The following is a 12,444-nucleotide window of genomic DNA, read 5'->3' as shown; positions in this document are numbered from 1 at the left end:
GCCCCGGGCCAGTCCCGCGCCCTTGGTGCCGAGCAGTTCGGGGAGCATGCGGCCGAAGAACTCGGAAGGGTCCTTCTTGAAGCCCTCGACGGCGGCCTTCGCGGCCCGCTCCGGATGGGCGGCGGTGGAGACCAGGCCGGAGAGCGTCATGCTGACGTTCTGCATGTACGCGGCCGGGTGGGTGATGTTGTAGGGGTCCAGCGGGTTCAGCCCGCGGACGAAGTTGACCAGGCCGGCCGTGCCCTTGAGGGCACCGCCCACGACATGCGTCAGCTCGGTGTTGACGGCCAGGTAGCCGTCCTTGAGACCGTGGCGGATCCGGTCCAGGGGCGGGGGCTCGGCGGGAGCGTGGGCCAGGGCCGCCCTGACCTGCTCCTGTGCCTCGGAGGCGGCCGTGTTGCGCTGCTTGCGGGCCTTGGCCAGCTTGTGCCGGGCGGCCTGGACGTCGGCCTTGCCCGGGTCCTGGAACTCCCCTGGCCTCGGCCCGGGATCCTCACCCGCCCGCACCTTCGCCTTGTAGGACTCGACCTTCTCCTGGTGGGCCTCGAAAGCCTCCCGGGACGCCGTCACACCTTTCTTGTAAAGCTCGACCGCCTCCCCGGCCTCCCGCTGCGCCCACTTGACCGTGTCGGCGTAGGACTCCAGCGCACCGGCCGCGGTCCTGCACGCCTCGGCCGCCTGCGCCCACTTGGCCGGGTGGACGCCGAACTTCTCACGGAAGGCGTCACCGCCCTCGCCCTTCCACCCCGAGGAGTCGACCTTCTTCAGCCCCTGGCCGACCTTGTCGAACGCCCCGTGGAAGTCCCGCAGGTGCTTGGCGCTCTCGCGGATCTTCGCCGGGTTGCCGTGGACGAGTTCGTTCGCCTCCTCCGTCTGCCCCAGCTGCTGCTCGCCGGGGGTGGCGCCGAGGTCGGAGGCGACATCGTCGCCCCAGTCCTCCACCACGTCGGCCCACTTGTGCAGGCCGACATCGTCCAGCTTGTCGCCGACCTTGTCCGTGGCCCAGTCGACGCCCTCACCGAGCTTCTTCTTGCCCTTGTCGTAGAGCTCCTCGGCACCGCCCAGGACCGCGTTGGTCACATCCCCGATGCCCATCAGCCCTCACCACCCTGCTGCCCGGCGGCCTGCTGTGCGGCTGCGGCCTTGGCACGGTCCTCGGGAGAGGGGCCGAAGGTGTCGTCCAGCATCCGGTCGTACTCCTTGTCCGACATCCCCAGCGCGCTGTGCAGGTTCTCCGGGTTCATCCCCGGCACCGGACCGATGGTGTGCGAGGTCATCACATCGCGCCCGGCGTCCTTCCAGCCCTGCTTGCTGTTCTCCAAGGCCTGCTCGAAGGACTCCTTGCTGTAGTCGACATCGCCTCCGTACGCACCGGACTTGGCGATCTCCCCCCAGCCCATCTTCTCCACCTCCTCCTCGGAGGCGTACGGATTGCCGATGGCGGCGTTCTCCACGATCTTGAAGGTGCCCTCGACGTACTTGTCGTTCTCGTAGTACGTGCCCGCCGCCAACCCGGTCTTCATGGCGAAGCCGTTGCCCTCGTTGATCAGTGACCGCACGCCCCATTCCCAGCGCTCGCAGAACGACGTGAACTCACCCGTCAGCCCCTCGTGGCCCAACTCCAGCCCGGACAGCGCGATGTCGGAGAAGCCGCGGCCGGCACCGGCCTCGCCGACCATCCCCAGTTCCTTCAACTCGGCCAGCGCGTCCGTCAGGCCCTTGGCGATCAGGCCGAGCCCCTCCGTCGCCAGGTCCTTGCCGCCCCCGGTCACGTCTCGTCCTCCGTCCCGCCGTCGACGTCCACCGCCACCTCGTCCGGCACGACACCCCGCACCGGAGGAAAGACCACCCCGTCCGCACCGTCCGCGCAGTCCAGGGCCACCCCGCACGGCACCCCGACCGCCGGCACCATCGCGTCCAGCAGGCGCGCCCCGAGCCATCGCCGGTACGCCCACTCCCGGCCGCCCTCACCCCGCGCGAGCGCGAAGCGCGCCAGGGCCGCTTCGTCCGAGAAGGCGTAGATCCAGCGGACTCCGCCGAAGTCGGCCGTCAGGGGAGCGTCGTCCTCGTCCACCGGCACCAGCACCGGCGTGCGCCGGAACTCACCCAACAGCGCGGCGAACTCACGGCGTCTGTGCTCGGTCTCCTCCGCGCCCCCGGCGAGGGTTGCCGAACGCTCAGGCAAACCAGCGCCCTCGGCGGCCTCCGGCACAGTCGTGTCGCGCTGGTCGTCAAGGCCCAGGTCCACATAGTCGTACAGCGGTGACCTCGGCATCTGTTCCGCCGGTCCGGCGTCGCCCCCATGCTCACTCACGGCTGGATCATCACATCGGCACGTTTCGGATCGCAACGCGGGGTGGGGGCCGGGTCAGCAGACCACCGAGGTCCGATCGAACACCGGGCCGGCGCCCGGCTTCCAGGAGCGCGTGTGCACCTACGGCTCAACGGTCCGCGTCCGGGACCAGAGCGTATGCACGTGGGCGGGATCCTGATGCCCGACGCGAGCGAGTGAGGCTCGTCCCCTCATGCCTCCGGCCGCTGCTCGCACAGCCGCCTCAGTACCGCCCCGCACCGGCGGGCGTACGCGTGCTGGAAGCCGCGGGTCGCCGGGCCGCCGACGCGGGCGTACCACTTGGTGGGCCTGCTGAAGGCCGCCACCGTCAGCCAGACCGTGCCGTCGCCCGTGCGGTCGACCACGAAGGCCTCCTCGCCGCATTCGGGGTGGCCTTCGAGGGTGCCGTAGGCCCAGCCGGCGCGGCGGGGTTCCTCGGTGGTCCAGATGATGCGGCAGGGGGCCTTGATGACGCCGGCCAGGGTGACCGTGACGTCGACGCCGGGGGCGGCGCGGTCGGCGGTGGCGTCGAGGCCGACGCCGAGAGCGCGGTGCATCTCCCAGGACATGACCGCTTCGGCGGCCCGGTCGAAGATCTCGTGGCCCTCGCCGAGGCGGGTGCGGACCAGCAGGGGGCGGAAGCCGGGCGGGCAGTGGGTGAGATCGTCGCGCGTCGCGCCGACCGGCTCGTAGGTGAAGGGCGCCGAGGACATGGGTCACAAGGGTAGGGCGGCACCCGGGAGGAATTCCTTCCGGGTGCCGCCCTGAGTCAACTGAGCTGAATTCAGCTGACGTTGACAGCCTTCCAGGCAGCGGCCACCGCGTTGTACTCGGTGCTGCCGGAGCCGTACAGCGCGGACGCCGCGTTCAGGGTCGCCGTGCGGGCGGCCTTGTAGTTGGTCGTCGACGTCATGTACGTGGTGAGCGCCTTGTACCAGATCTGCAGCGCCTTGGTGCGGCCGATGCCGGTGACGGCGGCGCCGTTGTAGGTCGGCGAGTTGTACGTCACGCCGTTGATCGTCTTCGAACCGCTGCCCTCCGCGAGGAGGTAGAAGAAGTGGTTCGCCACGCCCGAGGAGTAGTGGACGTCCTTGCCGCCCACCGACGAGGACCAGTAGTCGGCGGAGGCGCCGTCCTTGCTGGGCTTGTCCATGTAGCGCAGCGGGGTGCCGTCGCCGTTGATGTCGATCTCCTCACCGATGAGGTAGTCACCGGTGTCATTGGCGTTGCCCGCGTAGAACTCCACGCCCGTGCCGAAGATGTCCGACGTGGCCTCGTTCAGGCCGCCCGACTCGCCGGAGTAGTTGAGGCCCGCGGTGTTGGAGGTGACACCGTGGCTCATCTCGTGGCCGGCGACGTCCAGCGAGGTCAGCGGGTGGGTGTTCCCGGAGCCGTCGCCGTAGGTCATGCAGAAGCAGCTGTCGTCCCAGAACGCGTTGACGTACGCGTTGCCGTAGTGGACGCGGCTGTAGGCGGCGACGCCGTTGTTCTTGATGCCGCTGCGGCCGAAGGTGTTCTTGTAGAAGTCCCAGGTGACCTGGGCGCCGTAGGCGGCGTCCACGGCGGCCGTCTGGTCCGTCGAGGAGCTGGAGGCGACACCCGTGCCCCACACGTTGTCGGCGTCGGTGAACAGCGTGCCGGTGCCGGAGGTCTTGCGGGCCAGGTTGTAGGTCTTGTGACCGCCCCGGCTGGTGTCGTACAGCTGGTACGTCGAGCCCGACAGGGTGGTGGTGAGGTTGACGGTGCCGGAGTACAGGCTCTTGCCGGTGCCGGTCGCGTTCTCGATGCCCTGGTACTCGAAGAGCTTCTTGCCGGTGGCCGCGTCGGTGATGACGTGCAGCTGGTTCGGGGTGCCGTCGTCCTGGAAGCCGCCGACGATCGTCTCGTAGGCGAGGACGGGCTTGCCGGAGCCGGCCCAGATCACCTTGCGGGCGCCGTCCGCGGCGGACTTGGAGGAGCCGAGGGACTTGGCGGCGGACACCGCCTGCTGCTCGGCCTTGGCGGCGGTGATCTGCGGCTTGAGCGAGGCCACCTTGATGGCCGACTTGCTGGCCTTGGTGACGCCCTGGGTCTTGCCGGACTTGGCGGTGTGCACGATCAGGTCGCCGCCGAGCACCGGAAGGCCGGCGTAGGTGCGCTCGTAGCGGGTGTGCAGGGTGCCGTCGATGTCCTTGACGACGTCCTTGACGACCAGCTTCTCCTGGGCGCCGAGGCCTATCGCCTGCGCGGTCTCGGCCGCGTCGGCCTGGGCGTGCTGGATGAGGGTGGTGCGGGCCGCGGCGGACAGCGCGGTCGGGGCGGCGGCCAGCGGCTTGGCGGCGGCGGCTCCGGCCGGGGTCTGGGCGGTGGCACTGGTGGTCAGACCAGTGGCGAGCAGGGCTCCGGCGGCGACAGCGGTGGCGATGGCCAGAGTGGTGCGCTTGTGACGCGCGTAGAGGGGGCTCACGAAAGCTCCTTCTCGTGGGGGAGTCCGGGCAGTGTGGGGTTACTGGCCGGAGAGTGTGGCGTTGTGAAGTAGCTGTGCTGCTGCGGCGGGTGGAGAGAGAGTGACATCAAGGGCGCGTACATGTCAGGACCCTGTGGTGATGTTGGCTTGAAGTCGACTGCCAGGTGAACGTTTCAGGGACGTAAACGGGCGCCGCCCGAGGGTGCCCCACCCTCGGACGGCGCCGTGATTCCGGGCCCGCGGCATGCGGTCTACGGGAACGTCAGCTTCCAGCCGTTGATCGTTCCAGTGTCGTAGGTGGCCTGATCCTGCACCCGCAGCTTCCAGGTGCCGTTGGCCGTTTCGGCCGAGGCGTTGACCGTGTACGTCTCGTTCACGTTGTCCGCCGAGTCCGAGGAGCTGAAGTTCTTCAGCCGGTAGGCGGTGCCCGACGGGCCGACGAGATCGATCACCAGGTCACCGCGCCAGGTGTGGGTGATGTCGACGCTCACCTGGAGGTTGCTCGGCGCGTTCCCGGTACGGCCGGAGACGGTGATGCTCGACGTGACGGCGGCGCCGTTGTCCGGCACCGACACCGGCGTGCTGCTCTCGTACGACGTACCGCCGCCGCCTCCGCCGCCGGAGCGCGAGCCGACCCCGATGCCCGCCCAGGCGTCCTGCACCGCCTTGTACTCGGCGCTGGTGGTGCCGTACAGCTCGCCGGCCGCCGCCAGGGTGCCGGTGCGGGCGCCCGCGTAGTTGGTGGTGGACGTCCACTTGGTGGTCAGCGCCCGGTACCAGATCTGCAGGGCCTTGTCCCGGCCGATGCCGGTCACCGGAAGCCCGTCCGCCGTCGGCGAGTTGTAGCTGACGCCGTTGACGACCTTGGCGCCGCTGCCCTCGCTCAGCAGGTAGAAGAAGTGGTTCGCGGGGCCGGACGAGTAGTGGACGTCGATCCCGCCGATGCCCGAGTACCAGTTGTCCTTGGACGCGCCGTCCTTGCTGGGCTTGTCCATGTAGCGCAGCGGGGTGCCGTCGCCGTTGATGTCGATCTTCTCGCCGACCAGGTAGTCGCCGGGGTCGCTCGCGTTGTTCGCGTAGAACTCCACACCGGCGGCCATGATGTCGCTGGTCGCCTCGTTCAGGCCGCCGGACTCGCCGCTGTAGTTGAGGTTCGCCGTCGCCGAGGTGACGCCGTGGCTCATCTCGTGGGCGGCGACGTCGATCGAGGTCAGCGGGTGGGTGTTGCCGGACCCGTCGCCGTAGGTCATGCAGAAGCAGCTGTCGTTCCAGAACGCGTTGACGTACGCGTTGCCGTAGTGGACGCGGCTGTAGGCGCCCACGCCGTTGTTCTTGATGCCGCTGCGGTTGAACGCGCTCTTGTAGAAGTCCCAGGTGAGCGCGGCGCCGTAGTGGGCGTCGGCGCCCGCGGTGGCCGCGTTCGACGAGGTGCCGTTGCCCCAGGTGTCGCTGGTCTGCGAGAACAGGGTGCCGGTGCCGGAGGTGCCCCGGTTCAGGTTGTACGTCTTGTGGCCGCCGCGCGCCCCGTCGGTCAGCGTGTACGTCGAGCCCGACTGCGTCGTGGTCAGCGTGACCTGCCCGCTGTACTGGGTGTTGCCCACGCCGTTCTTGATGCCCTGGTACTCGTAGAGCTTCTTGCCGGTGGCCGCGTCCGTGATGACGTGCAGCTCGTTCGGGGTGCCGTCGTCCTGGAGCCCGCCGACGACCGTCTCGTACGCCAGCACCGGCTTGCCGGTCGCCGCCCAGATCACCTTGCGGACGCTGTCCGCGGCCGGCTTGGTCCCGCCGAGCGCCTTCGCCCGCTGCACGGCCTGCCGCTCCGCGGTGGCCTTGGAGACGTCCGGGCTGAGATCCGCGACCTTCAGCGTCGCGTCGGTGGCCCGGATGACGTCCATGGTCTTGCCCGCGGAGGTGGTGACGACCAGGTCGCCGCCGAGCACCGGCAGCCCCGCGTACGTCCGCTCGTACCGGGTGTGCAGCGTGCCGTCGCCGTCCTTGACGACGTCCTTCACGACCAGCTTCTCCTGCGCGCCCAGGCCGATCTGCCGGGCCGCGGCCGCCTTGCCGGCGTCGGCGTCGCGGATCAGCTCCGCGCGCTGCGAGGGCGTGAGCTTGACCGCGCTGTGGGCCGGGTTGGCCCGGCCGGCCGCGGGCTTCGCCGGGGCGGCGCCGGCCGCGCCCGCCTGGACGGCGGCGGCGATCAGGGCGGCGACGCCGGCGAGGGCGACGGTGGCGGTTCTGCGGTGTGTGCCGTGGGAGGTGCGTCCGCGAGAGGAATTGCTTCTCAACACTGACTCCTTCTGCGTGACCGCGGGTCGCGCGGCCAGGGGAGACCGGACGGTGGGTTGGGACGTCCGGGCAGAACAGGGCGTTACGCGAAAGCCACGTGCAGGTGCGGGGCCGGCTCACACAGACGCTCAGTTACTGTGGGGTTGCTGTGAGTCGGCCAGGGAAGAGTGGCAGGAGATCTCGCCACCTGTCAGGACCGCGTCACAAACTTGGCCGGAAATGGTCCGTTGACCGGATGTTCATGTTCGGTATGCGGACCGTTGGTCGGGTCGGCGTCCCCCGCCATGACCGGCGGCACGCCGGACGCGGGACCGGCGGCCGGGCTCCCCGGCTGCTGCCACCGAGTGACGCGGGCGGTGGCGCCCATGGAGGCGCCACCGCCTCACATCGCCCGGTGGACCGGGCGACTGTCCGTCCGGGGACTGGCGCCCCGGCTCGTCCTAAGCGGCTGAGACCTCATCCCGCTGGCCCGCAACCCTCACCAAGTGCCGGGTGCATGCTCGGTCCACGCACAGTACGTCGTGGGCGAGTGCGGCAACGATCGCGGCCTGCGTCCGCGTGTGCTGGCCGATCTTGTCCAGGATGTTGGCGATGTGCGCCTTCACCGTGCGTTCCGCGATACCCAACTCCCGGGCCAGCTCCCGGTTGCCCAGGCCCGTCCCGAGCATCAGGAGTACCTCTCGCTCCCGGCCGGTCAGACTCGACAGTCTCCGCACCCCTGACGCCGGATCGGATCCCGTGCGCCGGTACGCGCAGCCCGGACTCACGGCGATGGACCGTGTGGTCATGGTGGCCCCTCCCAACCCCGGTCTTCCCAGCAGACCCCCGTGGTCTGGGTGCAACCGGGATCGACCGTCAACATACCCGGAGGGTCCGACATCGGTACGTTCGCCCACGCCGATGTCCGATTCCGGGGCCAACACCTCGCCGGCTCGGGCGGTGGCCGCCCCACGGACCGGGTGCCGCGACCCGTCAGACGGAGTCGACGCAGTGCGCGCGCTGCCGGATCGGGGCGACGAGGCCGGAGAGGTCGACCAGGGCCGCGTCGGTCTTGCCCTCGCCCGTGAACACCACCTGGGTGGCCGGGACGCGGCCGTAGGTGACGATGACCTTCCGGGTCGGTGTGGACTGCCGGGTGTCGACCACCCAGTCCACCCCGTTGACCGCGACGCACGGGTCGTCGGTGGGGCCCGGCGGTGTCACGCCGCACCGCAGGACGATGTCGCGGTTCCCCCACACGGCCACGCCGGCGGCGTCGCTGTCCCAGCGGGAGAAACCGCCCAAGGAGTCGGGAGCGGCGTCGGTGATGCGGCGGCAGTGCGGGGCGTCGGCACCCTTCGCGGCAGGCACGCCAGGGTCGCGCTGCGTGAGGACGTAGGCGGTGACGGCGGCGACCGAGCCGAGCACGCACACCCCCGCGCCGAGTACGAGCCGGGTCCGGCGGGGCAAGGGCATGATGACGGGCTTCTTTCCGGTAGGGCGCGCGAACGGATCCAGCAGCACGTTAGAGCACCCGGACGTACGGGCCTGAACCGGGTCCGTGGGCACTCCCTTTCGGGCATAGCCCTTGTGTACACCTCCCCAACGGCCGTGGTAGAGCTGCGAGTTCGCATCTAGGTTCGATCGTCGTAAGAGACGACCGACCAAGGAGATGGGATGCGTAAGGCAGCCACCTCGTTCGTGCTCGCCGCTGTGACGGCCGGGACTGTGACCGCGGTCGCGACCCCCGCGGGCGCCGCCTCGCAGGCCGGCAACCCTTACGCCCACACCCGGCTGGAGCGCGTGTGGGCGAACAACGTGTGCCTGTCGATGGGCGGCAGTACCAAGAACAACGCGCGGCTCGTCGTCGGCAAGTGCTCCAGGAACGACAAGACGCAGAGGTGGACCCTGAAGCGGCTGCAGAGCGGGGGGTCCGTCTTCACCATCAGGAACGACAAGTCGGGCAAGTGCCTGGCCCTGGACTCTGCGAGCCGCGTCGTCCAGTACACCTGCAAGCCGTCGTCCAAGAATCACCAGTGGTGGCTGGCCAGTTCCCACATCGTCAACGTGGCGAAGAACAAGTCGCTCGCCTCCAACTCCACGCGGGCCGGCTCCAAGCCGTACCTGGAGAAGACGGACTGGAACGGCAGGGCGGGCCGCGTCCGTCAGGAGTGGGGCCTGTCCTGAGCCGGGGAGCCGGCTCCACCAGTCCGACCGTCCGTAATGTGACCCCTACCGATCGGGAATGAGACCTATGCAGTGGCAGCGATCCGTATCGCGAGCCCTCGCGGCAGCAGCTGTTCCCACCGTACTTCTGGCATCGCCGCTGACGTCCGCGTCGGCGTCCGCCGAGGGACCCGGCCCGTCGGCCGGGAGCAAGGCCGTCTTCGTCCTCGACCCGGACAGCGGCCGGTTCACCACCGGTGAGCAGTCCCTGACCGGTTTCGGCGTCAAGCCGGTCGCGACCTACATCGGCAAGGCCACCGACACCCAACTCCTCACCTCCGGTGGGCAGAACGTCATCGGCGACACCACCCTCGCCCGCTCTCCGGCGAAGAACGAGCGTGCTGCCTGGGCCGCCTCCTCCCACTTCATCGACCTGTCCTGGCCCGACCTGGGCGCCGCGCGCTACGCGGTGTACCGCGACGGGGTGCGGATCGCGGCCACCACTGCCCACAGCTTCCGCGACACCGGGGTGGTCGCGGGCACCGAGGTGAACTACCAGATCTCCGGTGAGGCCGACGGGCTCGGACACACCTGGGGCCTGACGGCAACCGTTCCCACGGCCGACGACACCGCCACGCTCACGAGGACGGCGCAGCAGATCGAAGCGAGGGCGCGGAGGTACACCAAGACCGCCGTGGTGTGGCGGTCGTTCATCCGCCAGAAGTGGGCGAGCGTCCCCAAGGAACTCGGCAGCATATCCGGTTGCAAGTACACCCGGGGCTACCAGTACAAAGGCGATAACCGAGGCTTCTCCAGCAAGGTCACCGGCCCGTCCTTCCGGGCCAGTCTGCGCGGCGTCGTCTACTGGACGAAGTCCCCGTACGACCTGTTCCCCGAGACCGGCGTGACGAAGGTCTACCGGAACGGGCGGGAAGTTGACCGGCGCAAGGCTTCCACCAAGGGTATCGACTTCCGTACCAAGACCCGCTTCGACGGCAAGACCCGTGCGGTCCACGGTCAGATAGAGGCCACCGACCCCTTCTGCCCGTCCGGCGGCATCCGCCGCGCCGGCATCGGCGCCTTCTACGACGCCCGCCTCGCCCGCAACGGAGACTTCTACGTCTCCGGCAAGTACCGACAGGCACCCGACCACGAGATGTATCTCTACGGCTACACCAGCGGCAGCCGGCACTCGACCAAGACCGTGCACCGGTCCAAAATGAGCAGCCTGTTGTGCCTGTCGCAGCCTGCCTGTGAACGGGGAACCATCGGCAACTACGGCGGATACTGACCCTGCCTTCCGGCCCCCACGGGCCGGGAGGACAATGGACGGCAGAGCGGTCCACCGCCCGGTGTGCCGCCACGACAAGGGGGAAGTGACATGACCGTCACCTGGCGCGGCGCCCTCTCCTACGCGCTGGCCGTCACCATGGTGTCGTGGCTGACCGGAGCCGCGGTGGACCTCGTCTGGCAGGCTGCCGCCGGCAGTCCGCGCGCATGGGCCTCGACCTGGGTGCAGAACCCCTGGAACGCGGCCTTCGTCGGGGCCGCGGTCCTCACCCTGACGCTGACGCGCCGTCTGACCGCTCCGTTGCCCGTGTGGCGCGTTCCGCTGATCGACGGATCCGCCTACCTGGCCGTGCTGCTGGTCTGTGCCGGGCTGTCGTCCTGGGCGGCCGGCGACGAGGCACCGGCCGACTCCGCGTTCGTGTCGGCGATCGTCGCCCTGTTCACCCTCCAGCTGCCCTCCGCGTGGCTGCTGAGTGTCTGGCGGGCGCGCCACCTGGAGACCGTCCTCACAGCGGCCGGCACCCCGTCCGCTCCCGCCCGGACGGCCGGACGATGACGGCACCGCGACCGTACGCGGCCGTGGCGGGGCTGTTGACGGCCGGCGCCCTCCTCGCGGGCTGCACCAGTCCCGCCGCCGTCGGTGACACCAGCCCCTCCGGCGCGCTCACCCGCACCCTGCGCGAGGGCGAGCGCCCCAAGGCCCCCGACCTGGGCGGAACCACGCTGGACGGCCGTACCGTCCGCCTCTCGGACTACCGGGGGAAGGTCGTACTCGTCACCGCGTGGGCCTCGTGGTGCGGTCCCTGCGTGGCCGAGGCGCCCGAGCTGGAGAAGGTCCAGCGGACATGGGCTCACCGCGGAGTGCGCATCCTGGGCCTGAACAACGACGCCGAGGGCGGGGACGGACTCGCCTTCCAGAAGCGGCACCGCCTCGGTTTCCCCTCCCTGCACGACCCGCGGGGACGGCTCGGCCTCCGGCTGCCGCGCGGCCTGGTCAACCCGCAGGCCCTGCCCTACACGATCGTCGTCGACCCCGCGGGAAAGGTGGCCGCGTCCCAGATCGGGGCGGTGACCGAGGCCGACGTGGCGAAAGCGGTCACCCCTCTGCTGGACCGTCCGCGACCGGAGCGGTCCGGTGCGAAGGCGAGTGCCGGATGAACGGGCGACGCCGGTAGTGCACCGACGGCGGGGCGGGTTGGCACCCGGACCGCCGTCGGTGCACGGCCGAAACTCGGTGGGCGTTGTCGGTGAGGGTCCGTACCCTCGCCGTTGATGCCCACGACACGTGCAACCACCGACCGTTCCGCCGTGCGCACCCTGCTGCGGCTGTGGCCGTACGTCCGCCCGGTGCGCGTGCGGCTGTTCACCGCCGCGTTCGTCGCGGTCCTCGCCTCCTGCACGGGGCTGGTGATCCCGCTCGTCCTGAAGTGGATGGTGGACGGGCCGGTCGCCGACCGCGACCCGGCGGGCGTATGGCTCGGCGCGCTGTACCTGCTGCTGCTCGGCGTGGCCGAGGCGGTGCTGTTCGGCATACGGCGCTGGCTCGTGGCCCGGCCGCTGTCGCACGTCGAGGCGGAGATGCGGGCGGACCTGTACCGGCATCTGCAACGGCTGCCGGTCGCCTTCCACGACCGCTGGGCGTCCGGCCAGCTGCTCTCCCGGGGCACGACCGACCTGATGCTGCTGCGCATGTTCCTCGCCTTCCCGTTGACGTTCCTGTTCGNNTGGTGATCATGCTGATGCAGGACTGGGTGCTGGGGCTGGTCATCCTCGGGCCCGCCGTCCCGGTGATGTGGACCTGCGTGGTCTTCGAACGGCGGTACGCGGAGGTGGCGCGGCGCGCCCAGGACCAGGTCGGGGACCTGACCACGGTGGTCGAGGAGAGCGTGCTCGGCATCCGCATCATCAAGGGCTTCGGCCGCCACCGCAGCCAGGCCCGCGC

12 protein-coding genes and 1 pseudogene are annotated in these 12,444 nt (G+C 70.0%); 5 read left to right on the top strand and 8 right to left on the bottom strand.

The genetic code is table 11. From position 1 onward, the window contains the following. From CCN44_RS30475 to CCN44_RS30435, 8 genes are all read right to left on the bottom strand, one after another. On the bottom strand, window positions 1–1,095 hold a 1,095-nt coding region (locus CCN44_RS30475), incomplete at its 3' end, for a WXG100 family type VII secretion target (protein ID WP_414820527.1). Beyond that, window positions 1,095–1,772 (bottom strand): hypothetical protein, encoded by a 678-nt coding sequence (locus CCN44_RS30470; RefSeq protein WP_086701192.1) that lies wholly within the window; start codon window positions 1,770–1,772, stop codon window positions 1,095–1,097. The genes CCN44_RS30475 and CCN44_RS30470, both read right to left, overlap by 1 nt. Beyond that, window positions 1,769–2,314, bottom strand: coding sequence for a hypothetical protein (locus tag CCN44_RS30465; RefSeq protein ID WP_237482503.1), 546 nt, complete (start codon window positions 2,312–2,314; stop codon window positions 1,769–1,771). Before CCN44_RS30465 ends, CCN44_RS30470 begins: the two co-directional genes overlap by 4 nt. Window positions 2,315–2,523: 209 nt before the next feature. Then, on the bottom strand, window positions 2,524–3,045 hold the full coding sequence (locus tag CCN44_RS30460; protein WP_086701189.1) for a DUF1990 domain-containing protein: 522 nt from the start codon (window positions 3,043–3,045) through the stop codon (window positions 2,524–2,526). Between the two features lie 71 nt (window positions 3,046–3,116). Beyond that, on the bottom strand, window positions 3,117–4,778 hold the full coding sequence (locus CCN44_RS30455) for a M4 family metallopeptidase (RefSeq protein WP_059252679.1): 1,662 nt from the start codon (window positions 4,776–4,778) through the stop codon (window positions 3,117–3,119). Window positions 4,779–5,029: 251 nt separating this feature from the next. Continuing rightward, window positions 5,030–7,066 (bottom strand): M4 family metallopeptidase, encoded by a 2,037-nt coding sequence (locus tag CCN44_RS30445; protein ID WP_059252680.1) that lies wholly within the window; start codon window positions 7,064–7,066, stop codon window positions 5,030–5,032. Window positions 7,067–7,507: 441 nt separating this feature from the next. Further along, a complete protein-coding gene (locus CCN44_RS30440) occupies window positions 7,508–7,855 on the bottom strand; it encodes a helix-turn-helix domain-containing protein (RefSeq protein WP_059252681.1) in 348 nt (115 codons plus the stop codon). A gap of 184 nt (window positions 7,856–8,039) precedes the next feature. Continuing rightward, window positions 8,040–8,522: a DUF3515 family protein gene (locus CCN44_RS30435; RefSeq protein WP_063808653.1), complete on the bottom strand. Its 483-nt coding sequence runs from the start codon at window positions 8,520–8,522 to the stop codon at window positions 8,040–8,042. A gap of 201 nt (window positions 8,523–8,723) precedes the next feature. On the opposite strand from CCN44_RS30435, the gene CCN44_RS30430 reads away from it, so the two are divergent. From CCN44_RS30430 to CCN44_RS30410, 5 genes and pseudogenes are all read left to right on the top strand, one after another. Beyond that, entirely contained in the window at window positions 8,724–9,233 is a 510-nt protein-coding gene (locus CCN44_RS30430) for an RICIN domain-containing protein (protein WP_059252682.1), read from the top strand. A gap of 67 nt (window positions 9,234–9,300) precedes the next feature. After that, window positions 9,301–10,503: a fibronectin type III domain-containing protein gene (locus CCN44_RS30425; protein WP_059252683.1), complete on the top strand. Its 1,203-nt coding sequence runs from the start codon at window positions 9,301–9,303 to the stop codon at window positions 10,501–10,503. Between the two features lie 90 nt (window positions 10,504–10,593). Further along, window positions 10,594–11,058 (top strand): hypothetical protein, encoded by a 465-nt coding sequence (locus CCN44_RS30420; protein WP_059252684.1) that lies wholly within the window; start codon window positions 10,594–10,596, stop codon window positions 11,056–11,058. Further along, window positions 11,055–11,660 (top strand): TlpA family protein disulfide reductase, encoded by a 606-nt coding sequence (locus CCN44_RS30415; RefSeq protein ID WP_086701186.1) that lies wholly within the window; start codon window positions 11,055–11,057, stop codon window positions 11,658–11,660. Before CCN44_RS30420 ends, CCN44_RS30415 begins: the two co-directional genes overlap by 4 nt. 114 nt (window positions 11,661–11,774) lie before the next feature. Beyond that, window positions 11,775–12,444: pseudogene (locus CCN44_RS30410) on the top strand (ABC transporter transmembrane domain-containing protein); the annotation flags it as partial.

The organism is Streptomyces tricolor (assembly GCF_002155905.1).
Classification (GTDB): domain Bacteria; phylum Actinomycetota; class Actinomycetes; order Streptomycetales; family Streptomycetaceae; genus Streptomyces; species Streptomyces tricolor.
The sequence above is the reverse complement of the archived record's forward strand: the minus strand, read 5'-3'. Positions and strand labels throughout refer to the sequence as shown.

Coding starts and splice junctions, on each gene's coding strand:
- CCN44_RS30460 (WP_086701189.1), bottom strand. CDS start 3,045: ATGTCCTCGGCGCCCTTCACCTACGAGCCGGTCGGCGCGACGCGCGAC.
- CCN44_RS30440 (WP_059252681.1), bottom strand. CDS start 7,855: ATGACCACACGGTCCATCGCCGTGAGTCCGGGCTGCGCGTACCGGCGC.
- CCN44_RS30435 (WP_063808653.1), bottom strand. CDS start 8,522: ATGCCCTTGCCCCGCCGGACCCGGCTCGTACTCGGCGCGGGGGTGTGC.
- CCN44_RS30430 (WP_059252682.1), top strand. CDS start 8,724: ATGCGTAAGGCAGCCACCTCGTTCGTGCTCGCCGCTGTGACGGCCGGG.
- CCN44_RS30425 (WP_059252683.1), top strand. CDS start 9,301: ATGCAGTGGCAGCGATCCGTATCGCGAGCCCTCGCGGCAGCAGCTGTT.
- CCN44_RS30420 (WP_059252684.1), top strand. CDS start 10,594: ATGACCGTCACCTGGCGCGGCGCCCTCTCCTACGCGCTGGCCGTCACC.
- CCN44_RS30415 (WP_086701186.1), top strand. CDS start 11,055: ATGACGGCACCGCGACCGTACGCGGCCGTGGCGGGGCTGTTGACGGCC.